The sequence below is a fragment of the Trichococcus palustris genome (genome assembly GCF_900114465.1).
GTDB lineage: Bacteria > Bacillota > Bacilli > Lactobacillales > Aerococcaceae > Trichococcus > Trichococcus palustris.
In genome coordinates, this window is record NZ_FOTD01000006.1 from 120,327 (window position 1) to 143,109 (window position 22,783).

Here is a 22,783-nt window from a genome sequence, read left to right on the forward strand (position 1 = left end):
CAATCCCTCAGAAAAAGTCTTCAAACAAGAAAGAGGCTCAGTCAAAACTGAACCTAGCTTTTCTTATTGAATTGATTCATTGTGTCCAAAAATGTATGGCCTTCTATGAAATAATTGATGGCATCCACGCTTTCGCGAACAGAAAACAACACATCTTCCTGTTCTATTTTCGGGAACGGACTCAGTACATGCTGGATGACGGTCATGTTGAATTGCGGCCGGCCGATCCCGACCCGGATACGATTAAAATCTTGTGTCCCAAGGTGTTGAATCAGACTTTTGATCCCGTTATGTCCGCCGGCGCTGCCTTTTTGACGAAGGCGTATTTTCCCTACCGGCATGTCCATGTCATCGTAGACGACCACCAAATCCTCGATGCCCACATTGAAGTAATCCATCAAAGGCCGTACTGCCCTGCCCGATTCATTCATGAAGGTCAGCGGCTTGACGAACAAAACTTTCTCCCCGTTTACCGTTGTTTCAAGATACAACGCTTCAAATTTGTTCTTGTTATAATTCTGTTTGTTTTGAGCTGCCCACTCATCCACTGTGATGAAGCCTACATTATGCTTCGTATCAGCATATTTCGGACCCGGGTTCCCCAACCCGACAATCATTTTCATATCTATTCACCTATTTTTTCCGTTTATTTTTACTATTCTACACAACCTGCCCTCATTCCGGACGTTTGTTTTTTATGATTTCGTTGTTGTCTGCAAATGAAAAAGGCCGCACGGATTCTCTCCGTCCAGTTTGCTTTTGAACAGTATACCATATTCGCTTCCAAAATCGTCAGGAAATGAAGAGCCACCCTCGTAATTTTTTTGTGAAAAAAATAGCAAACAGCTATTGAAATTACTCTACAGTTATTTTATAATATGTTTATATAACAGATTCATATAACTGTTGTATTTTTTTCGAAAAGAACATTAAGATGACCATTTTTTAATCACTGCGCAGTCCCAGTGTCTCATAGAAGAATTCCCAATAATCTAATGTTATAATGGGAGTAGCAAACAAGCGAGAGGAGCATTATTATGTCTGAAAATAGAGAAAGTACAGGTCAAAAAATCATATTGGTTGGTGACGGTGCTGTAGGTTCCAGTTATGCCTTTGCTTTAGTAACACAAAACATCGGCCATGAACTGGGTATCATTGATATAAACAGAGCAAAAACGGAGGGCGATGCAATCGATCTATCCCACGCATTAGCCTATACTTCCCCTAAGAAAATATATGCAGCCTCTTACGCAGACTGCAAGGATGCCGATCTCGTCGTCATCACAGCCGGCGCGCCACAAAAACCCGGTGAAACGCGTCTTGATTTGGTAAGCAAAAACTTACGCATTTTCAAAGGCATCATCGGCGAAATCATGGCCAGCGGCTTTGATGGCATCTTCTTGGTTGCTGCCAATCCGGTCGATGTCCTGACCTACGCTACCTGGAAGTTTTCTGGTCTGCCCGCAAACCGCGTCATCGGTTCCGGCACATCCCTTGACAGCGCACGTTTCCGTCACAGCATCGCCTCTTTGGTAGGCGTTGATGCACGTAACGTCCATGCTTATATTTTAGGGGAACATGGGGATACCGAATTCCCGGTTTGGTCGCACGCGAACGTCGGCGGTCTTCAGATCTACGAATGGGTAAAACAAACTTCCGCTGTCGACGAGAAAGCCTTGGTCGACGTGTTCTTCAAAGTGCGCGATGCGGCTTATGAAATCATCGAGAAAAAAGGCGCTACCTTCTATGGTATCGCGGTCGCTTTGGCGCGAATCACCAAAGCCATCCTGAACGACGAAAATGCCATCATGCCATTATCCGTATACTTGGATGGGGAATATGACCAAAAAGATATCTTCATCGGGGTTCCGGCAGTGATCAACCGTTCCGGTATCCGTAACATCATCGAAATCCCCTTGAGCGATGCCGAACAAGAAAAAATGGATCTTTCGGCAACGACGTTGAAAAAAGTCCTTGTGGATGGCTTCGCAAGCTTGGAAACAGAATCAGAAAAAAAATAATACAGACCTCGAAGGATGCGGGAAATTTCTCGCATCTTTTTTTCGCAAAAAAAACCGCCCAGAAGGACGGCTTTTTCTTTTGCAAAAGCATAACATTTTTGATATAGGTAGCGCATCATTACAGATGTTTCACAGATTCCTAATCTGTTTCACGCCATCACACGATGTCTAGCGGTCCAAGCCTACCTCTCGGAAATTGACCGATTAGGTCACAGTGTTTCCTTAACCGAGGCAGGTCGGGCTTGTCCCGCTTTTCTTATCGATATTAATCGATGATTTTGAATTTTTCTTGGAATAACGGGCTCACTGAGCGGTTTTCATGGATACGTTTGATCGCTTCTGCAATCAGTTGTGAAACAGAAACCATTATGATTTTTTCGCTTAATTTCTCTTCAGGGATATCGATCGAGTCTGTTACGATTACATGTTTGATTACGGAGTTGTTAAGGCGGTCCATCGCTGGGCCGGACAATACGGCATGTGTGCAGCAAGCGTAAACGTCTTTAGCGCCGGCATCTTGCAATGCTTGTGCAGCCAAGGTGATTGTGCCTGCAGTGTCGATCATGTCATCGATCAGGATGCAGTTTTTGCCTTCAACATTGCCGATGATGTTCATGACTTCAGATACGTTTGCTTTCGGTCTTCTCTTGTCGATGATTGCGATCGGTGCTTTGATGAATTCAGCAAGTTTTCTTGCTCTCGTCACGCCACCGTGATCAGGGGAGACAACAACTACATCATGATTCAATACTTCATTATCTAAGAAATAACTTGCCAATAACGGTGCGCCTAATAAGTGATCAACAGGGATATCGAAGAAGCCTTGGATTTGTGGTGCGTGCATGTCCAGTGTAAGCAGTCTGTCCGCTCCAGCTTGGGTAATCATGTTCGCAACCAATTTAGCGGTGATCGGTTCACGCGATTGCGCTTTGCGGTCTTGGCGAGCGTAACCGTAGTAAGGCAAGACAACATTGATTGTTTTCGCGCTGGCTCTCTTTAATGCGTCAATCATGATCAATAATTCCATCAAATGATCGTTTACCGGAGAACTTGTCGATTGGATGATGTATACATGGCAACCACGGATACTTTCTTCGATATTGATTTTGATTTCACCATCACTGAATTGCGCGGAAGAGATATCCCCCAATTCAACTCCAACTTCTGCTGCAATCTTTTCGGCTAATGGGCGATTCGAACTTAAAGAAAAAATCTTAAGTTTTGGATCTGAATAATTTTCTGTCATGATAATCCTCCGTTAATCTGTTGTTTTTAGCAAATTTTTCTACTGATACTTATCTAGGCTTATTCAAAGTCATTTTACCATAATTTATGGGAATTCCATCATTTATTTAATAGCGGGCGGTAATTTTTCCCAATACCCGGGTTTGTTTTCTTGACGCGTACGGGCAATCCCCATTGCGCCTTCCGGAACATCCTTGGTGATGGTCGAACCTGCGGCCAGGAAAGTGTTCATTTCAACCTTTACAGGTGCCACAATATTCACGTTGCAGCCAATGAAGGTATTATCGCCTATCGTTGAACGATGCTTATTTTTTCCATCGTAGTTCACGAATACGGTTCCGCAACCGACGTTTATGTTCTTGCCCAAGTCAGCGTCGCCGACATAGGTCAGATGGCCTACTTTTGTATCTTCATCCAATGTAGCATTTTTCACTTCGACGAAGTTGCCGATATGCACGCGTTTGCCGATATGGCTGTTCGGTCTTAAGTGACTGAATGGGCCGATATTGCTGTCGTCTGCCATCACGGAATCTTCCAGGTTGGAACTTCTCACAAGTACACGGTCACCGATTTTCGTATTGCTCAGTTCAGAACCAGATCCGATAAAGCAGTCTTGCCCGATTACCGTTTTCCCTTTCAGGAACACATTCGGTTCGATGATTGTATCGCTGCCGATGACAACATCCGCTTCGATGTAGGTGGCATCGGGATCGATCAGCGTTACGCCATTGCGCATGTGCTGTTCGTTGATGCGTTTCTTCATATATTGGGAAGCTTCCGCTAAAGCGACGCGGTCGTTCACGCCAAGCGCTTCTCCCATATCGGCCATTTGATAGGCTGTGACGATTTCGCCTTGATTCTTCAATATCTCAATGACATCCGGCAAATAGTATTCGCCCTGCGCGTTATTGTTCCCTACTGATTGCAATGCGGCAAATAAGGCTTGGTTATCGAAAGCATAGGTTCCGGTATTGATTTCTTGGACTTTTGCTTCTTCTTCGGATGCATCTTTTTGCTCGACGATTTTTTCTACATTATCCGTTGCATTCCGTATGATACGGCCGTACCCTGTCGGATTGTCAGCATGGGCAGTCAAGATGGTTGCTTTGGCTTGTTTCCCTTCATGGTAGCGTAATAACGCCTCTAATGTAGCCGCAGTTAAGAGCGGCGTGTCTCCACAAATGACCAGAGTTGTTCCTTCTTCGTTTTCCAGAACTGATTGTGCTTGTAAAACAGCATGGCCTGTACCCAGCTGTTGTTCCTGTAAAACATATTCGGAACGGTTTCCTAGATATCCTTTGACAGCATCAGCTCCATGACCAACAATGGTCACAACCTTTTCAATACCGGTAGCCTCTACTTGATCGACGACGTGTTCTACCATTGGTTTTCCGCAAACAGCGTGTAACACTTTGTACAGTTTGCTTTTCATGCGTGTACCTTGACCAGCAGCAAGTATGATTGCAAAACGATTAGCCATAAGCAACTCCTATCTCTACATTTTTTATCCTTCAACTAAACTATCTTAGCTTAAAAATTTGCTTTTTTCAATATAATGTTGTATATAATGCGCGACTTCTCCTTAATTTTTAATAGATTGATGAAGAATGCGGATACACCGTTCGAAATTCGTTCGTTTTTTACACATAAAAAATGGCACCGGGATACTTTCGTCTCGGTGCCATTTAAAAAAGTCATTCATCAGTACTCTTCAGTTTTTAATCAAAATAGGTGCCCAATCCGACGTCTATGGAATGGTCTTTCAAATCAATTTTATTCACACGCACCAACGATGTGTAATCAAATTCTTCGCGGTTTGTGTTGTAGGCTGCTTCCGCAAAAACAGTGACCCCGACCGTTTCCGATTCAAACTCATCGATCATGCTGCGCATGCCATTGATCGTGCCGCCGCCTTTCAAAAAGTCATCGACGATCAACACTTTTGAGCCGCGTGGCAAGCTGCGTTTCGACAGTTCCATCTTTTCAACGCGATCGGATGAACCGGAAACGTAGTTGATGCTGACGGTGGAGCCTTCCGTAATTTTTGAATCGCGCCTGACGATGACGAACGGCACATTCAAATAAGTGGCGACTGCTTGGGCAATCGGGACCCCTTTTGTGGCGACCGTCATGACCGCATCAACTTTTTTATCGACGTATTGCGCCGCAATGACGCGGCCGATTTTTTGAAGTAATTCCGGATGCCCTAGAACATCCGACAGGTAAACATAGCCGCCCGGCAACAAGCGATCGGTGCTGGCCATGATTTCGCATATTTCTTCGATGATCACTTTGGCATTTTCTTTGCTGATGGTCGGAATGTACTTCACACCACCCGCTGCGCCCGGTAATGTTTCCACAATACCCGTTCCGCGTTCCTCGAATGTCTTTTTGATGATGGATAGATCTTCACTGATGGAAGATTTCGCTGACTCATAACGTTTAGCAAAATACGTCAAGGAAATCAATTTATGTGGTCTTTCTAACAAGTAACGAGTCATATCGACTAAGCGTTCACTGCGCTTTATTTTCAAACAAAACCTCTCCTTGTGTGCTATTTCTTTTTCTCATTATATAGGTAATTTCTTATAAATGAAAGTCTTTTTGGATTAATTGTTCGTTTTTTTGTTCCGAATATAAAAAAAAACAAGCATATTATTTATACACTTGTTTTTAAATCTTATTGTTAAGATTTTTCTTTCACCACTTTATAGATACTTGTCAGCACGAAAATGGATACAAATACCAACGTGATCGTCGCTCCGGGCGGTGTCCCGTATTGATAGGATGCGAATAAGCCGCCGTACATCCCCACAAGGCCGATGCCGATGCCCAACAGGATGACGCCATTAAAGCTGTGGACCAAACGCATCGAAATGGCCGCCGGTAAAATCAGGATGGAAGAGACTAATAAGGATCCGGTAATCGGCATCACAACGCTGATGGCAACACCGGTGATGACGGAGACAAGCAAGGACATCCAACGTACCGGCAAACCGGCCGTATGGGCTGTATCCTCATCAAACGTCAGCACATAGAGCGGTTTTCGGAAAATCAAATAGAGCAGGACGACGATGAGCGTCAGCACCAGCAAAATCATGATCTGGTCTTGGCTGATTGTGATGATGGATCCGAATAAATATTGCTCCACACTGGCCGTCTGTTTCCCGGAAACAAGGCTCATCAAAACCAACGCAACCGCCATCCCGGTTGCCATCAGGATGGCAATCGAAATCTCCGAATAGCCTTTGAAGATGACACGCAAATATTCAATGCCGATGGCAGCTAAAATCACGATGAACAAAGTCGTGATTGTCGGGCTGACATTCAACAGCATACCCAACGCAACGCCCGCCAAGGAAACGTGCGAGAGCGTATCCGCCATCAGGGATTGTCTCCGCAATATCAGCAGCAATCCCAAAACCGGTGCCATGATGGCAATCAGTGTTGATGCTTGGAAGGCTCTTTGCATAAATCCATAGAAAAACATCTCCACGGCGAATCCTCCTTTCTTACCAATTGAATATGGGTGTCCACATACCCTTTAATGTCCTCATGCTCATGAGTGACCATTATGATAGCTTTATTGTGGACCTTCGAGTTATGTTTCAGCAACTGGTAGAACCGTTCCCTGGACTCTTTGTCCATGCCGGTCGTCGGTTCATCCAGAACAAACAGGTCGGGATCGGTCGCGAAAATCCTTGCCAAGGCGATCCGTTGTTTTTGTCCGCCGGAAAGTTCCCCGATTTTCTTATTGCGCATTTCCCACATGCCTACCGATTCCAAAGCCTTCTGAACATGGGTATGGTCTTCGTCATCCAGTTTTTTGAACCATTTGCCCTTTTGGTAACGGCCCGATTCGACAAATTCCAGAACCTTGCTCGGAAAACCGATATTGAAGGAGGAAATTTGTTGCGGCGCATATCCGATCGTCAGTTTTTCGCCACGCGCGTTCACCTTCGAAATGGTCGCAAAGCCTTCTTGTGGTTTCAACAGTCCCAAGATGCTTTTTAATAAAGTGGATTTTGCTGCCCCATTTTCACCTGTCAAGATGACGAACTCCCCTTCATGAACCTGAAAAGTGATGTCCTGTAACACCGGTTCGTCATCATAAAAGAAAGATAAGTGTTGCACATCTATGTATTCCACGGAAATTCCCTCTTTCTTTAGTGAATAGTCTTCTGCAAGGCTGCCAGATTGTCTTGCATCACGCTAAGATAATCTTTCCCTGCATCCTGTTCTTCCTGACTGATGCCTTCAAGCGGGCTCAACACTTCCAAAGCCGCACCGGTTTCTCCCGCAAGGGTTTCCGCAGTTTTTGAAGAAGCATTATCCGAATAATAAACGACACCGATATGGTTATCTATCATGAATTGTTTCAATTCCGCCAATTTTGCCGGATTCGGTTCTGCATCCGATGAGACGGAGGATACGGCCATTTCAGTCAAGTTGTACCTACGGGCGATGTAGCCGAAAGCGGCATGCTGCACCACAAAGGTACGGTTTTCAGCATTTGCGAATGCCGTTTGATAGGCTATATCCAATGCGGCTAATTTCCCTTGGAAAGCTGCAGCATTCGCTTCATAGAAAGCTTTGTTCGCTGCATCCGCTTTGGTGACGCCCACCAAGATGGCTGCCACCTCATCCTGAGCGTAGACAGGATCCAGCCAGACATGGGGATCCACGGAATGAGCATCCCCCGCTTCATCAACAGGGTCCCCTTCCGCCACTTGATAGAGCGGGATATCCTTTGATGCATCGACAACGACGACATCGCTGTTCCCGATGGAGTCCAAAACACTCGGTACCCATGTTTCCATTTCGTCGCTGTTATAGACGAACACATCGGCATCCGCTATCGCAGCGATATCCTTCGGAGTCGGCTCATATCCATGAGAGTCCTGACCAGCCTTAAGCAATAAGGTGACGTTCCCTTTATCGCCGACAACTTGCTTTGTAAAGTCATACATCGGATAAAAGGTGGTGACAACCGTCAATTTACCGTCACCGGATGCGGTATCGGCTTTGTCGCCCGCTCCACACCCAAACAAGGAAAATAAGGCCGCCGAAAATAACGTGCCCATTTTTATGTATTTATTCATGTTATAATTCCTCCAAATCGTAACCATTCCTATTTATGTCCCGATAGACACTTTAACACAAATAAACGAGCTCCGTCAACCATTCTGGATCATTCTTTCGGCTATCATTTTTTTAACTTCGCGGCTCGGAACGTTTTTTCAAATAACATCGGCTGCGTCGGGCAATTACCCCATTTACATATGAAAAACAAGTCATATTTCTATATTTTTATTCAAAGAAAAAAATCGCTACCACCCATTCCTTTGAGCTTCACGATTTCAGTTATCCTATTCTTCGGTCAACAACCGGACCATATAGACCTCTTCGCAGAATCCGCGCAAACTGTTGTAGGCCCTTTTAATGCGGGAAGTATTTTGACTGAAGCCGATGATCGTCGGTCCGCTGCCGCTCATCGTCACGCCATCCAATCCGTACTTTTGCATCCGTTCCTTCAGCTGAATCAGCTCAGGATGCTTCTTGAACGTCACTTGCTCCAAAGCATTTCCGACGTTCTGGCACATCTTCCGGTAATCCCCCGCTTCAATCGCCGTCTCTACGGCCCGGGAAGTCGGCGGATGGTCCAATGCATCCACCGACAACATGCGGAAAATCGTCTTGGTGGAAACGCTGAGCCTGGGCTTCGCCAAAATCACCCAGCAAGGCGGGATGGCTCGGATGGGGCGGACGATTTCCCCTCTTCCCGAAACGAATGCCGTTCCGCCGACAATGCTGTACGGCACATCGGATCCGACCTGATTCCCGATGACAATCAACTCTTCTTTCGTAAGCTGGAGGCCCCAGATTTTATTGAGCGCACGCAAGGCGGCAGCGGCATCCGTGCTGCCACCTCCTAACCCCGCGGCAACGGGAATTTTTTTGTCGATTTCGATTTTGATTCCCTTATGGATATCATACTTCTCCTTCAAGAGCTTAACCGCCTGATAAACATGGTTGCGGGTATCCACCGGCAAAAAAGCCTTATTCGTATAAATTTTGATTTCATCCTTTTCCAGGGGAGTAAAGGTCAGATGATCGGCTAAATCAACCGAAGCCATCACCATTTCGAGTTCATGATAAGAATCGTCCCTTTTATACAAAACATCCAACGTTAAATTGATTTTTGCCGGCGCCCGTTCTATCCATTCCATCAAAAGACTCTCCCTTCTGGCTTTCTTATACTACAATACTAGCTTAACCTGGCCTTTTTTGAAAGAAATATCTATTTAAACGGCAAAAATTCCACAAAAAAAACAGACAACCCTATTGTCTGTTTGATTTATTTCAATAATTTAAATAAAAATTTCAAAAGCTTACGCATACTGACATTTTTCTTCGTCATAAAATGAAATTTCTACTGCTTCGGTTAAAACATCGGCGTAACTGTAAGATACACGTTCAAAAGCATTTTCGTCTTGATCTAAATCAACCACAAATACAGCATGGTACGTTTCCCGTAAAATCCCTTTTCTTTCCGTCTTACGTTTACGTCCGGCTTGGGCAGTTAACATGACTTTCTTACCTAAGTGACATTCCAGTTCTTCTTTAATCTGACTTAAATTATCCGGCATTCTGCTTCACCTCACTGTGAAAAAGTATAACACAGTTGATTTAAATAATCAAGTATATCATAGCGAATGATTCCATGCAACTATGAATTTGATGAATTTTTTATCAGTTCTGTCATCCTTTTGTATGAAGCGCAGGAGAAGATGTGCTTCGGCTGGGATTCGTTCCAAAATGGCTTTTTATACGAAAACACCCATCTGGCCAGACTTTTCAGCCTGATCAGATGGGTGTTTTCTATTTCCGTTTACCTGCTGAGCAAGCAACAGCATCTTTCTTCCCTTATCGTTCTATTCGCCAGCCGGATGCAGACGCTTCACCAGCGCGTCCGACAGCGCCGCAAATTCCTCTATAGTCAATGTTTCGCCACGTCTGGACGGGTCGATGCTCGCTTCTTCCAGCCCCTCAGTCAAAGCTTGTTTCACCTCGTCGGTTTTTCCGTAGCGTGACATCAAATTATTCCATAAGGTTTTTCTTCTTTGGTTGAATGCCGCCCGCACCAGATCGAAGAAGAACTTCTCGTCGGCAACCTTCACTTTCGGTTCAGGTCGGCGTTGCAGTTTCAACACCGCCGAATCCACATTCGGCCGCGGCACAAAAACGGTCCGCGGTACGATGAACGCTATTTCCGCTTCCGTATAATAATCGATTGCGATGGTCAATGATCCGTATGCTTTTGTGCCTGGCTTCGCAGTCATGCGCTGCGCCACTTCTTTTTGCATCATCATAACAAATGCATCTATCGGCAGATCAGCCTCGATGAAGTTCAAAATGATCGGGGTCGTGATGTAATAGGGCAGGTTAGCGGCCACAACCAAACGGTCTGCAGGATCGAATCGTTCAGCAATGATTTCACGGACGTTTGCCTGTAAAATATCCTGGAAAATGATTTCGATATTTTCATATTGAGCCAATTCCGTCTTCAAGATCGGCGCCAAACGGCGGTCCAGTTCAAAAGCCACAACCTTATTGGCTTCCTGCGCCAAACGTTCGGTCAAGGCGCCGATGCCCGGCCCGATTTCGATGGCATTGGTGTTCTTGTCCACCTCGGCTGCAGCCAACATTTTCGTTAATATATTCGGTTCTACCAGGAAGTTTTGCCCTAGGCTTTTCTTCATGGTCAACTTGTATTTCTTCAAGATGGCATTGGTTCTGCCGGGTGTTGCAATATCTTTTTCATGATCAAATAGATTCATTCTTATTCTCCCTCCTGCCGCTTGCCGGGCAGGTTATCCTTTTTTTCTGATTCTTGCAAAATAGCCGTCATCGCTTCATCCACATCATTTTGGGTCAATTGGAACATCCTCAGACGCTTCAGCAACTGCTTCCCGTTTGTATGGCCGATGCCCAACGCATCCCCCAACAACTCCCGGTAGCGTGTCGCATCGCTATGGCCGATCAGATGCCACTCGATCAGAAAAGCTCTGTCGATGTCGCTCGTGACATCCTGTCTTGGCGTATAGACATTCGCCAACGCTTCCCGGATCACCGCAGGGGAAGCGTGTTCGATACCCAGACTGCCGCCCTTCGGTGATTGCGCATCGTCTTTCTTCAGGAAAGCGTGCTTTGCGTCGGGCACACGTTGCGCAATGGTTTCGCGTATCTTTCCGCCCGGAAAATCCGGATCGGTGAAGACGATGACCCCTCTCGTGGCTTGTGCATGCGCAATCAGCTGCAAGGTGGCCTCATCAATGGCGGAGCCGTTCGTCTCGATCGTATCCGCCTCTACCGCCATCTTGATCCGGGTTGTATCGTCTTTCCCTTCAACTACAATAATCTCTTCTATTCTCATATATTTTCCAGTCCAAATAATTTGTTGGCATTTCTGGTCGTCTGTGCCGCTATTTCTTCAAAGTTGCTGTTCCGCAATTCCGCAATCTTTTCAGCCACGAATTTCACATATGCCGGTTCATTCCTTTTGCCTCGGAAAGGGACCGGAGCCAAATAGGGCGCATCCGTTTCGATGAGCAGTCTGTCCAACGGAACAAGCTTCGCCACCTCATGGACTTCGATCGTCTTTTTGAAGGTAACGACGCCGCTCAATGAAATGTGCATGCCCAAAGCCAAAAACTTCTTCATGTATTCCGTATCGCCGCTGAAGCTGTGCATGATGCCGCCGATGTCGCGCACATCCTCTTCTTTCAGGATTCTGTAGGTGTCCTCTGTCGCATCGCGCATATGGATGCTGATCGGCAATTCCAGCTCTTTTGCGATGGAAATCTGTCTGCGGAAAACCTTGGCCTGCACATCATGCGGAGCCGTATCCCAATGATAATCCAAGCCCATTTCCCCCATGGCGACCACTTTTTCTTCCTCCATGAGCGCCATAAGGCTTTCTTCCACAGCCGGCGTATACGTCCCCGCCTCGGTGGGATGCCAGCCGATGATGCTGTAGATTTCCGGGTATTCTGAGCTCAATTCCAAGGATTTCTTGATCGTTTCCGAATCAAAGCCCACTACCGCAAATCTTCCGACACCAGCCTCTTTTGCCCTTGAAACGGCAGCATCGGCATCTTCCGCGAAAGCCTCGACGTTTAAATGTGTATGTGTATCAAATAACATATCAGTAACGACTCCCTTTCTCGCTTTATCTGCAAAAAAACACTTTGATTACGCCTTACGATTTGATAAATAAAGGAGTCTGAGACCCAATGTGTCCCAGCCTCCTCCTTAAAGCCAATTATCCTCTATGCGACAGACGAACCGTTCGCTGCTGTTTCCGGCGCAAGGACCACTTGCAGTACGCCATCCTTTTCAGCCGACAAAATCATGCCTTGGCTGATTTCGCCCTTCATTTTGCGGGCCTTCAAGTTCGCTACGATGACAACTTTTTTGCCGATGAAATAGGCCGGATCCGGATACCATTGTGCAATGCCGGATAAGATTTGGCGGTGGCCTTCATCCCCTGCATCCAAACGGAATTTCAACAATTTATCGGCGCCTTCGACTTTTTGGCAGTCGATGACTTCCGCTACTTTCAGCTCCACTTTATCGAAGTCTTCATACTTGATCTGTTTTTCTTTTTCGGAAACCAGAACCGTCTCGTTCGGATTCCACTCTGCTATCGCATCGCTTTCCGCTTCAGCCGTAGCCGTTCCGCCCATCTCTTCTTTGATGTAGGCGACTTCGACTTCCGCATCCAAACGAGGGAAGATAGGTGTTCCTTTTGCTACGACGTTTGTGCCTTCAGGGAAGATGCCGAATGACACCTTTTCCCAAGTGCCCAGCGTCTCGAAGTCCAGGCCAAGCTGTTCATACATCTTATGAGGTGCTTGGGTCATGAACGGAGACAGCAGGATACCGACGACGCGCAAGGTTTCAGCCAAGTGGACCATGACACTGCCCAACTCTTCTTTTCTCGCTTCGTCCTTCGCCAACACCCATGGTTCTGTTTCATCGATGTATTTGTTTGCGCGGGAGATCAAACGCCACGCTTCAGCCAAAGCGCTGCTGAATTGCATATTGTCCATCTCTTTTTCGTAGTTCGCAACGACTTCCTCAGCCATCGCTTTCAACTCTGCGTCAAAGGCAGTTTTGTTGTCCGTCCAGGCAGGGATAGCACCGCCGAAATATTTGTTGATCATCGCAATCGTGCGGTTCAACAGGTTGCCCAGGTCGTTGGCAAGATCGTAGTTGATGCGGTTGACGTAGTCTTCCGGTGTAAAGATGCCGTCGCTTCCGAAGGTCACTTCGCGCATCAAGTAGTAGCGCAAGGCATCCAAACCGAAGCGTTCCACCAGCATATCCGGGTAGACGACGTTCCCTTTTGATTTGGACATCTTCCCTTCCTTCATCAATAACCAGCCGTGGCCGAATATTTTCTTGGGAAGCGGCAGATCCAGTGCCATCAGCATGATCGGCCAGTAGATGGTATGGAAACGGACGATTTCTTTCCCTACCATGTGCACATCGGCAGGCCAATATTTTTGGTACAATGAATCATCATCTGAACCGTAGCCCAATGCGGTGATATAGTTGGCCAACGCATCAATCCATACGTAGACGACGTGTTTCGGATTGCTCTTCACCGGTATCCCCCAGGTGAAGGTCGTTCTTGAGACAGCCAAGTCTTCCAGACCCGGCTTGATGAAGTTGTTGATCATCTCATTTTTGCGTGACTCCGGTTGGATGAAATCGGCATGCTCTTGATAATATGCCAATAAGCGATCGGCATATTTGCTCATACGGAAGAAGTAGGATTCCTCTTTTACGAGTTCCACTTCATGGCCGCTTGGTGCAACACCGCCGATGATTTTTCCGTCTGCATCGCGGTAAACTTCAGCCAACTGTGTTTCCGTGAAGAATTCTTCATCGGAAACGGAATACCAACCTTCGTATTCGCCCAGGTAGATATCGCCTTGCGCCAGCAATTGTTCGAAGATCTGTTGGACAGCCTTCACATGGTCCTCATCCGTCGTGCGGATGAATTTGTTGTTGGAGATGTCCAGGCGTTTCCAAAGGTCTTGCATATCCTTGGCCATGCCATCCACATATTCTTTCGGCGTAATGCCCAGTTCTTCAGCTTTTTTCTCGATTTTTTGTCCATGTTCATCTGACCCTGTCAAATAGAACACATCGTATCCCAGCATTCTTTTGTAGCGTGCCATCACGTCGCACGCGATTGTTGAATAAGCATTCCCAATGTGCAATTTACCGCTCGGGTAATAGATTGGAGTTGTAATATAAAATGTATTTTTCTCTTTAGCCACGAATGAGTGCCTCCCTGAATTCTAAGTTCTTTGCGAATGTACGCAACTTACCGTACCATTCTACCATAAAAAGCCGTCCGTATGGGGGCAAATTTCGAAACAGGCTGACTTCACCCCAACCATCCGTTGCCGATTCCCGGCCCCAGGCAAGCAAAAGGCTCAAGCAACGGATGCTCGAGCCCCTTGGCACGCATTATTTTTGTTCCGTGAAATGGAGGATGGCATCACGCAAAAATGCAGCTGCCCCTATCCCGCATACGTCATCATAATAGGCAGTAAACCGTTCATCAGCCACATACATCTCCGCCAGCCCCCTGTGCGCTTCGGCGGAATAGGACGGCCACGTATAGCCTAACCAGCGTTTATGCATCTCCGCAACCTTCATCGCGGCTTCGCCGGCGGCATCCCCGGTCTTCATCGCTTCGGTCAAACCCGTTTGGAGTTGTGCCGCCAAGTCTTGCATCGCAGCGAAATCAGCTTCACTCAATCCGGCAAAGCTTTTATTGGATACCGCCACCGTATCTTCCCCGTATTTTTCGCGTATTTCTTTCCCGTACTTCTTTTCATTATCATCCATCAACTGTTTTTTGAAGCCCTCGAATTTTTCGCTAGCGCTCATTTTAATATCCCCTCTCCGGTTTGCGATCGTCTTGTCGATTGTATGCAGCAAGTCATCGATTTCCGCCTTCCTCTCCAGCAGTGCCTGTCTGTGCAGCAGCAAGGCTTGCTCGGCATCGAAAGCAGGATTATTGACGGCTTCCTTTATTTCTTCCAATGTGAAAGACAGGTTGCGGAAAAAGAGGATCTGCTGCAGTTTATCCACCTCCGCTTCCCCGTAGATGCGGTATCCGGAGGAATTGATGCGTTTTGGCTTCAACAAGCCGATGGCATCATAGTGCCGCAAGGTCCGGCTGGTCACGCCAGCCAATCGGCTTAATTTTTGGATTGTATATTCCAACACGAACACCCCCATACAGACATCATAAACCTTTCCGTAACGTCAAGGTCAACCGTTACGGCCATTTTTGCGAAAAAAAGACAGCCCCGGAGGACTGTCCTGAAAATTTCGTTCGATTATCTTGCTACACGTACGGCAAAGGCTGCGCCGGCTACATTGTAAGAAGAGTACGTTACTGTTTCGCCCGGTTGAGGAGCGTGGATGTATTGACCGCCACCAACGTAGATGGCTACGTGGTAAGTCGATCCAGCAGAACCCCAGAATAATAAGTCACCTGCTTGTGCAGATGAAACAGGGATTTGCGTTCCTGAATTTTCTTGAGGAACAGTGTAGCTTCCGATGTCAATGCCGTAAGCTTCTCTGAATACATATTGCGTGAATCCAGAACAGTCAAAGCCTGATGGCGTTTTGCCGCCCCATACATAAGGAACTCCGATATATTTTGCTGCTATCGCAACAACATCACCGCTTGGAGCTGAAATAGCCGGCGCCGGTGCGCTTACTACTGGAGCTGGTGCTGGCGTTGCAACTGGGGTTGGTGCCGCAACTGGTGCTGGCGCTGGCGCTGCAACTGGTGTTGGTGCCGCAACTGGTGCTGGTGCGCTTTCCGCTACAGGAGCACTTTCAACAACGGCTACGCTTGCTTGAGATGAGCTTGCTGCACTACTTTCAGGTGCGATATCAACAGTCGCTACGGATGATGCTTGTTCCGTGCTTACTTGGACGGTTGCTGCAGCTGCTGTCGCTGTAGCGGCTGCCATGACGGCTGCCTCTTCGGCTGCTCTCTTATCAGCATCTTCTTTTTGAGCCAAGAATGCTTGACGGTCGCTCTCAGCTGTAGCTTTTTCAGCAGCTAAACCAGCAACGGCACTTTCTTGTTCAATTCTTTTCACTTGCAAATCGCCTTTCAGTTGTTCCAACTCCATGGCCATTGCGTTGATTTCATTTAAGTTATCTTCTGTTTTGCTTTTCTTGTCTTCGACAGCTTTTTGGTCCGCAACTTGTTCTTCAACTAAGGCTTTGTTAGCTGAGACCATTTTGGAAACAACATCCACACGTCCAACCAAATCAGTGAATGATTCAGATGAAACGATGAACTTTAAGTAAGTTGTGTTTGAACCATTGACTTGAACGGATCTTGCTTGTTCATTCAATTTTTCTTCGCGTTGCGCGATTACTTCTTCAAGTTTTGCGATATCCGCTTTTAATGTTGCAATTTCTTCTTGTGTCGCTGCGCGATCAGCCAGCAATTTTTCTGCTCTGTTTTCGGTTGCATCGATTTCTGCTGTTACTTTTGATAGCGTTTCTTCAGCAGTTGCTTGTTTGTTGCTTAATGTGGAAAGTTTTTGATCTTGTTGCTCGATTTTATTCAATAATTCATCCGCTTTGGCTGTAAATGGCGTTACAACGCTTGTTGCGAGAATTGTACCTGCTAATGCGATAGTCACTAATTTCTTCTTCAAGTCATTTCCTCCGCTTACGTCTATTTATTTCGGTTGAGTTTTTAGGTTTATATTTAAATTTATTCTTAAACTTTTTATATTTTTTATTAAGATTTCATCAACATAATGAATCATATCACAGAAAAGGCTCGTTTTCCCCAATTCAGTCAAGTTGTAGTCTAACTGTAACATTCCTGTAAAATAACTGTCCCCTACTGCCGAATAAGCTGTCAACAGTACACTTTTCCATTCCCTTCAATAAGATTTCAGCGCTAAAATTCGTCAATGAGGATTGACTTTGCCCGAATCGGTAAGCTATACTTTGTGCAAATGGAAATATAATTAAAAGCGATGAAAAAGCAAGTAGAATCTGGACCCTGCATTGAAGAGAGTCAGCGGTTGGTGAGAGCTGGTACAGTCCTGTATTTGAATTACACTTTGGAGCTTCCTTATTGAATTAAGCGTGTAACATACGATACATGTTAGAGCGGCAACCTATTTTGATCTCCGGTTCAAAATAATTTGCAATTTGGGTGGTAACACGGTAACTATCGTCCCTGTCAAAGGAATTCCTTTTCTTTGGCAGGGGCTTTTTTTGTACATCAATAAACCAAAAGGGGAATAGACATGAATATTATCGATGAATTAGAATGGCGCGGCGCCATCAACCAACAAACAGACGCCGAAGGATTGCGCAAACTGATCGAGGAGCAACAGATTGGCCTGTATTGCGGAGTCGATCCTACCGGGGATAGCCTCCACATCGGCCATTTGATTCCCTTTATCGTATTGAAGAGATTCCAATTGGCAGGACACCGACCGGTCATCCTGATCGGCGGCGCAACCGGTTCGATCGGCGATCCGAGCGGCAAGAGCGAGGAACGCGTTCTGCAATCGATGGACCAGGTCGTCCACAATGCGAATGCCTTGACTGCTCAGATGAAGAAACTGTTCCTGTCAGACCATAGCGCCGATATCCGGTTGGTGAACAACTATGACTGGACAAAGGACTTGACCTTGCTTGATTTTCTGCGCGACTACGGCAAGAATTTCAACATCAATACGATGCTTTCCAAAGACATCGTATCCAGCCGTCTGGAAACAGGCATTTCCTTTACAGAATTCACGTACCAAATATTACAGTCGCTGGATTTCCTGCATCTGTACCAAAACGAAGGCGTCAACATGCAGATCGGCGGCCAGGACCAATGGGGGAATATCACAGCCGGCTTAGACTTGATCCGTAAAAAAGTGGGTCCCGAAGCGAAGGCGTTCGGTTTGACCATCCCTTTGATGCTGAAAGCGGATGGCACGAAATTCGGAAAAACCGCCGGCGGAGCTGTTTGGCTGGACCCTGAAAAAACAACGCCTTACGAATTCTACCAATTTTGGGTGAACCAAGATGACCGCGACGTCATCAAATACTTGAAATATTTCACTTTCCTGACGAAAGAAGAAATTGATGCTTTGGCTGAAAAAGTCGAAACCGAACCGCATAAACGGGAAGCCCAAAAAGTATTGGCCGCCGAAATGACCCACTTCGTTCATAGCGAACAGGCTTTGGCGGATGCCTTGAAGATTACCGAAGCGTTATTTACCGGCGAAGTAAAAGAATTGACGGCTGATGAGATCGCGGAAGGCTTCAAGAATATGCCGACCTTCGAGTCCGCTTTGAAAGAACAGGAATTGGTGACTTGGCTGGTGGACCTAGGCATCGAAACTTCCCGTCGTCAATCCCGTGAAGACATCCAAAACGGAGCCATCTCCATCAACGGCGACAAAATTACCGACACGAGTTTTGTCATCACGGCAGACAACTCTTTCGAAGGTCGCTTTATCCTTGTGCGCCGCGGCAAGAAAAAATATTTCTTAGTCAAACTGGTGGACTGATATGGCAGATGCAGAACTTTTTTCAAGAGAAGCAGTCCTTGCATTAGAACCCGTCCAAAGCATGGCCCAGATCGACGAGCTATCCCGCTTGGCGGACATCATCTGGCGGGAATATTACCAACCGATTCTCGGTCCGGACCAGGTGGACTACATGCTGGAAAATATCCAATCGAAAGCCAACGTGGAAGAAGACATCGAAAAAGGAAAGCTGGACTATTTTCTCGTTAAGAGCGCCGGGAATTCAGCCGGTTATCTCGCTGTCCAACTTCAGGAAGACAAGCTGTTCATCAGCAAACTGTACTTATTGAAGGAAGCTCGCGGAAAAGGCTATGCCTACCAGATCATGCAAAAGATGGTTGAACTGGCAAAGAACGAGAAGAAGCGATCCCTGGAATTGACGGTGAACAAACACAACGAACCGTCCATCGCGTTTTATGAGAAGTACGGCTTCATCCGCACGGAAGCGATCATCTCCCCCATTGGAGGCGGCTTCGTGATGGACGATTACATCTACCAATTCCCCGTGGAAGCTTAAAATACGCAAAAAATCAAACAAAAAAGCGGAAATCATTGCGATTCCCGCTTTTTTTGTTTACGCATCATTGCCGTCAATCCACCCATTTGTAATAACGTTCATTCAGGACTGTCCCGGCTTGGAAATTACCGGCACCCAAAGCCTGCTCCACAAAAGCGAAGACTTCCTTTTCCGTCAACCCGTAAAGAACCTCAATCTCTTTCGACAGAAGCAACGGCTGCTCCTTCATAACGGTAGCCAAGGGAGGAACTTCATCCGGGGTCACGTTGGTGCCTTCCGGCAATATCCGTACCAATGCATCCACCAGCGCTTCGAACGGCTGTGCCCCGACGACTTTTATCCCTTGGTTCTGAGCATTCACGAAAACGATCGTCGGAAATCCGGTAGCCTGTAGCGCTCTCGTCAATTGCAGATCCCCGTTCAGCAATGCGCGTCCTTCCAACGAGTCGGCTGCATCCCATATTTTCTGGCTGTCCAGATCCATTTCGTCCAAAATATCCCGCAAGACAGCTTCTTCTGCGATGTTCTGATTCCACAGCATCACTGCTTCACGCAGCTTCCGCAAAATAAGATTCGCCGACTCTGGATAATCGCGGCGGACAATTTCAAATACTTGGGAACTAGGAAAGGAGGAATCGATCGGTGTATCCGACCAAATGCTTCCATCTATGGGCATTCGCGTGTGGCGCCCGATTTCTTGCCAATGGTGGGCAACATCACTCGCCCTGGTGATGCCATTTCCGGCATCTCCGCCAAAGGTAGCCCACTTCTCGATCATACCGCCCATCACGATTGTGTCCTGGGCCAGATATTTTCCGTATTGATACCGGAATTTGCGCAATGTCGGCTCGAATGCCCAACAAAATGAACATAATGGATCCGTCGCATAATAAAGATCCACCTGTGTTGCCGCTACTGTATTCTCAGTCATATTCCTACCCCCTCATTTCTGCCGTCATTCATTTATTATTTCCCGTCTCCTGCTGTCTCTTCGCTTTTTTTCAAAGGGAAAGCAAAGTCGATCATTTGGATGCCTGCCGCTGTGCCGTCAGCCGGACCGCAGATACCCGTTGCGATATCGCAAACCATTGCGTTGCTTGCCGTTCCCGGCATTTCCTGACTCGAAAAATCGAATTTCTTTTGTTCCATTTCCTCCGCTCCTCGCTATCCTTCTTCAGCTCCAGTCTTTCGGGCTCCACATTCTGCCGTCCAATTCGCCTTCGGCCTGCCCAATCCGCTGATATTGCTCCTGAAAGAGCTTCTTCGTTTCCTGGAACAAAGCCTTCTGGCGATAATCCCGGCTTTGTCCATTCAAATAATCCAATTGTTCCAATACCCATTGTTTCGTTTCCATAGCTGCATCCTCACTTATCCGCGCTCAATTTTCGCCCATCTGTTCCAATGACCACAACAGATCATCCAAATGATCGCGATTTTCATCCAGAACGCCTACCAGCTGATCAACCAATCGCTGATCCACATCAGACAGTCCAGCTTTCCCGACCGTCCGCAATTGGCCCTTGAACCAATCCTCAGCGGTCCGGAGGGATCCGTCATTTTCTTTCGTGAGGTACTGTTGATAAGCTACAAGCAGTCGCTTCTTTTCCCTGTCATCCCGATAATCAAACTTCGAGATGACAAAAGCAGGTAAATACAGCAACCCGCATTTCGCGGCCATGGCCTGATACGGCCTCGTCAGTTCCGAAATCGTATAGCCTTCCCTTCCCCCGGCTCGGTACTCGCTCTCATGGATTCCCGTGGAAAGGATGAGGCCGAACTCCTTCCCGGAGAGCCTGTTGCCATTTTTTCCGTAAGCGAATCCTTCCGTCAACACCAGGTCCTGCCAATGCTTCAATAAAGCGGGCGAGCTGTACCAATAAAAAGGGAATTGAAAAAGAATGCGATCGTACTGCAGCAGCAAGTGCTGTTCATATTCCACATCAATCTTTCCATCCGGATAAGCCGCTTCCAGATGGTGCCGGGTGACGCCTTCCGCCGGTGTGCTTTCACGCAAAAACTGCTGCGCATTTGAATCTTCAATTGTCGGGTGAGAGATGATTACCAACGTTTGCATAGCAAGTCCCCTCTTTCCAAAAGTAAGTCATCTGTACGTATCATAGCAAGTTGAAAAGGAAATTTCAATATTCTTGCTTACATTATAGTAGAATCCTCAGAAATAAGAAAATCCCTTCCTCTGGATGCTGAACAACCAACAGCCAGAGGAAGGGATGATGCTTATAGATTTGCGGTGATGTGTAACGCTTGCTCTTGCGCCTTCAGGCATAGTTCTTGTGCTTTGAAGATATGCTCTTGGGTCATCGCATTTTCCGTGCGGTTGACGCAATCCAAGATCATTTCGCCGAAGAACGGGAAGCCGACTTCGCCAGTCAAGGAGTAGTGTTCTTCGCTATCTTTCGTCACCAAGAACAAGTGGTCGCCCGTTTGTTCCGTCGCAACATTGATGTATTTGCGGATTTCGATTGTGCCTTCCGTACCGGTGATGAAGGTCCGGCCGTCCCCCCAAGTCCCCAAGCCGTCCGGGGTGAACCAGTCCACTTTGAAGATGAAGGTTGCGCCGTTATCGCCGACCAAGGTCGCATCGCCGTAGTCTTCCAGCTCCGGTGTGTCCGGGTTGTTGTAGTTGCCTACTTTACTGTGCAGCACTTTTGCATCATCATTGCCTGTATAGTACAGGAACTGTTCGATTTGGTGGCTGCCGATATCCGCCAAAATACCGCCGTATTGTTCTTTTTTGAAGAACCAGTCAGGGCGCTTTTCCTTATCCAAACGGTGCGGCCCGAATCCGGTCACTTGGATGACGCGGCCGATTCTGCCTTCTTCAATCAATTGGCCGGCAAAAACAGCGCCTTCCACATGCAGTCTTTCACTGAAGTAGACCCAGTATTTTTTGCCTGTTTCCGCAACCACTTTTTTGGTTTCTTCCAATTGTTCCAAAGTAGTGAAGCCTGTTTTATCGGTGAAGTAGTCTTTCCCTGCGCGCATGACCCGGTTCCCCAACGCACTGCGTAGGTTAGGGACCGCAGCAGCGGCAACCAGATGGATTGTTGGATCCTCCAAAATTTGTTCCAAAGAATCCGCGACCGCAACATCCGGGAATGACTCCAGGTAATTCGCTACTTTTTCTGGATCGGGGTCATAGACATATTTGATCGTTGCGCCGGCTTCGATCAAGCCGTTCGTCATGCCATTAATGTGGCCGTGGTCCAATGCGGTAACCCCCACGTTGAATTCGCCTGGTTCAACTACCCTGTTTATTTTCCCTTTTGGTGCATAATTCATGCCATCTTTACTGCCCACTATTACGTCCTCCTTCATGT

The 22,783-nt window shown here is 46.9% G+C and carries 23 protein-coding genes and 1 other annotated feature; of the genes, 3 read left to right on the top strand and 20 right to left on the bottom strand.

Features of this window, described 5'->3' with window-relative positions:
* Nucleotides 1–53 precede the first annotated feature (53 nt).
* On the bottom strand, nucleotides 54–623 hold the full coding sequence (gene pth / locus BM101_RS06035) for an aminoacyl-tRNA hydrolase (RefSeq protein ID WP_087033178.1): 570 nt from the start codon (nucleotides 621–623) through the stop codon (nucleotides 54–56).
* A gap of 414 nt (nucleotides 624–1,037) precedes the next feature.
* Between pth and BM101_RS06040 the strand changes: the two genes are divergently transcribed.
* Nucleotides 1,038–2,021, top strand: a complete 984-nt coding sequence (locus tag BM101_RS06040; protein WP_087033177.1) for an L-lactate dehydrogenase — start codon at nucleotides 1,038–1,040, stop codon at nucleotides 2,019–2,021.
* A 265-nt stretch (nucleotides 2,022–2,286) separates the two neighbouring features.
* Here BM101_RS06040 and BM101_RS06045 read toward each other — a convergent pair whose 3' ends face one another.
* The 14 genes from BM101_RS06045 to BM101_RS06110 all read right to left on the bottom strand — a co-directional run bounded on the left by BM101_RS06045 (nucleotide 2,287) and on the right by BM101_RS06110 (nucleotide 17,041).
* Nucleotides 2,287–3,267: a ribose-phosphate diphosphokinase gene (locus BM101_RS06045; RefSeq protein ID WP_087033176.1), complete on the bottom strand. Its 981-nt coding sequence runs from the start codon at nucleotides 3,265–3,267 to the stop codon at nucleotides 2,287–2,289.
* Between the two features lie 102 nt (nucleotides 3,268–3,369).
* On the bottom strand, nucleotides 3,370–4,746 hold the full coding sequence (gene glmU / locus BM101_RS06050; RefSeq protein ID WP_087033175.1) for a bifunctional UDP-N-acetylglucosamine diphosphorylase/glucosamine-1-phosphate N-acetyltransferase GlmU: 1,377 nt from the start codon (nucleotides 4,744–4,746) through the stop codon (nucleotides 3,370–3,372).
* Between the two features lie 238 nt (nucleotides 4,747–4,984).
* Nucleotides 4,985–5,800, bottom strand: a complete 816-nt coding sequence (gene purR / locus BM101_RS06055; RefSeq protein WP_087033174.1) for a pur operon repressor — start codon at nucleotides 5,798–5,800, stop codon at nucleotides 4,985–4,987.
* A gap of 152 nt (nucleotides 5,801–5,952) precedes the next feature.
* Nucleotides 5,953–6,762 carry a metal ABC transporter permease gene (locus tag BM101_RS06060; RefSeq protein WP_218149887.1) on the bottom strand — a complete coding sequence of 270 codons (810 nt, stop codon included), beginning with the start codon at nucleotides 6,760–6,762 and terminating at the stop codon, nucleotides 5,953–5,955.
* Nucleotides 6,708–7,415: a metal ABC transporter ATP-binding protein gene (locus tag BM101_RS06065; RefSeq protein WP_087033172.1), complete on the bottom strand. Its 708-nt coding sequence runs from the start codon at nucleotides 7,413–7,415 to the stop codon at nucleotides 6,708–6,710. Before BM101_RS06065 ends, BM101_RS06060 begins: the two co-directional genes overlap by 55 nt.
* A gap of 17 nt (nucleotides 7,416–7,432) precedes the next feature.
* Complete coding sequence (locus BM101_RS06070) at nucleotides 7,433–8,368, bottom strand: metal ABC transporter substrate-binding protein (protein WP_087033171.1); 936 nt, start codon at nucleotides 8,366–8,368, stop codon at nucleotides 7,433–7,435.
* A gap of 267 nt (nucleotides 8,369–8,635) precedes the next feature.
* Nucleotides 8,636–9,496, bottom strand: coding sequence for a 4-(cytidine 5'-diphospho)-2-C-methyl-D-erythritol kinase (gene ispE / locus BM101_RS06075; RefSeq protein ID WP_087033170.1), 861 nt, complete (start codon nucleotides 9,494–9,496; stop codon nucleotides 8,636–8,638).
* Nucleotides 9,497–9,658: 162 nt separating this feature from the next.
* Nucleotides 9,659–9,916, bottom strand: coding sequence for a Veg family protein (locus BM101_RS06080; protein ID WP_087033169.1), 258 nt, complete (start codon nucleotides 9,914–9,916; stop codon nucleotides 9,659–9,661).
* A 285-nt stretch (nucleotides 9,917–10,201) separates the two neighbouring features.
* Nucleotides 10,202–11,107, bottom strand: coding sequence for a 16S rRNA (adenine(1518)-N(6)/adenine(1519)-N(6))-dimethyltransferase RsmA (gene rsmA, locus BM101_RS06085; RefSeq protein WP_087033168.1), 906 nt, complete (start codon nucleotides 11,105–11,107; stop codon nucleotides 10,202–10,204).
* Between the two features lie 2 nt (nucleotides 11,108–11,109).
* Nucleotides 11,110–11,703 (bottom strand): ribonuclease M5, encoded by a 594-nt coding sequence (gene rnmV, locus BM101_RS06090; protein ID WP_087033167.1) that lies wholly within the window; start codon nucleotides 11,701–11,703, stop codon nucleotides 11,110–11,112.
* Nucleotides 11,700–12,473 carry a TatD family hydrolase gene (locus BM101_RS06095; RefSeq protein ID WP_087033166.1) on the bottom strand — a complete coding sequence of 258 codons (774 nt, stop codon included), beginning with the start codon at nucleotides 12,471–12,473 and terminating at the stop codon, nucleotides 11,700–11,702. The genes rnmV and BM101_RS06095 overlap by 4 nt, the downstream gene beginning before the upstream one ends.
* 125 nt (nucleotides 12,474–12,598) lie before the next feature.
* Nucleotides 12,599–14,620: a methionine--tRNA ligase gene (gene metG, locus BM101_RS06100; RefSeq protein WP_087033165.1), complete on the bottom strand. Its 2,022-nt coding sequence runs from the start codon at nucleotides 14,618–14,620 to the stop codon at nucleotides 12,599–12,601.
* A gap of 193 nt (nucleotides 14,621–14,813) precedes the next feature.
* Nucleotides 14,814–15,581 (bottom strand): MerR family transcriptional regulator, encoded by a 768-nt coding sequence (locus BM101_RS06105; protein ID WP_218149888.1) that lies wholly within the window; start codon nucleotides 15,579–15,581, stop codon nucleotides 14,814–14,816.
* A 113-nt stretch (nucleotides 15,582–15,694) separates the two neighbouring features.
* Nucleotides 15,695–17,041, bottom strand: coding sequence for a C40 family peptidase (locus BM101_RS06110; RefSeq protein ID WP_087033164.1), 1,347 nt, complete (start codon nucleotides 17,039–17,041; stop codon nucleotides 15,695–15,697).
* Nucleotides 17,042–17,362: 321 nt separating this feature from the next.
* Nucleotides 17,363–17,582 (top strand) — a binding site (T-box leader).
* A 65-nt stretch (nucleotides 17,583–17,647) separates the two neighbouring features.
* Between BM101_RS06110 and tyrS the strand changes: the two genes are divergently transcribed.
* Together tyrS and BM101_RS06120 are read left to right on the top strand one after the other, a co-directional pair.
* Nucleotides 17,648–18,910 (top strand): tyrosine--tRNA ligase, encoded by a 1,263-nt coding sequence (gene tyrS / locus BM101_RS06115; RefSeq protein WP_087033163.1) that lies wholly within the window; start codon nucleotides 17,648–17,650, stop codon nucleotides 18,908–18,910.
* A 1-nt stretch (nucleotide 18,911) separates the two neighbouring features.
* Nucleotides 18,912–19,445, top strand: coding sequence for a GNAT family N-acetyltransferase (locus BM101_RS06120; protein WP_087033162.1), 534 nt, complete (start codon nucleotides 18,912–18,914; stop codon nucleotides 19,443–19,445).
* A gap of 73 nt (nucleotides 19,446–19,518) precedes the next feature.
* On the opposite strand, the gene BM101_RS06125 is transcribed toward BM101_RS06120, so the two are convergent.
* The 5 genes from BM101_RS06125 to BM101_RS06145 form a co-directional block, all read right to left on the bottom strand.
* Nucleotides 19,519–20,376, bottom strand: a complete 858-nt coding sequence (locus BM101_RS06125) for a DsbA family protein (protein ID WP_087033161.1) — start codon at nucleotides 20,374–20,376, stop codon at nucleotides 19,519–19,521.
* Nucleotides 20,377–20,411: 35 nt separating this feature from the next.
* Nucleotides 20,412–20,594: a hypothetical protein gene (locus tag BM101_RS06130; RefSeq protein ID WP_087033160.1), complete on the bottom strand. Its 183-nt coding sequence runs from the start codon at nucleotides 20,592–20,594 to the stop codon at nucleotides 20,412–20,414.
* A 25-nt stretch (nucleotides 20,595–20,619) separates the two neighbouring features.
* Nucleotides 20,620–20,799 carry a hypothetical protein gene (locus BM101_RS06135; protein WP_087033159.1) on the bottom strand — a complete coding sequence of 60 codons (180 nt, stop codon included), beginning with the start codon at nucleotides 20,797–20,799 and terminating at the stop codon, nucleotides 20,620–20,622.
* 24 nt (nucleotides 20,800–20,823) lie between these two features.
* On the bottom strand, nucleotides 20,824–21,519 hold the full coding sequence (locus tag BM101_RS06140; protein ID WP_087033158.1) for an NAD(P)H-dependent oxidoreductase: 696 nt from the start codon (nucleotides 21,517–21,519) through the stop codon (nucleotides 20,824–20,826).
* Between the two features lie 161 nt (nucleotides 21,520–21,680).
* A complete protein-coding gene (locus BM101_RS06145; RefSeq protein WP_087033157.1) occupies nucleotides 21,681–22,763 on the bottom strand; it encodes a Gfo/Idh/MocA family protein in 1,083 nt (360 codons plus the stop codon).
* Nucleotides 22,764–22,783 lie beyond the last annotated feature (20 nt).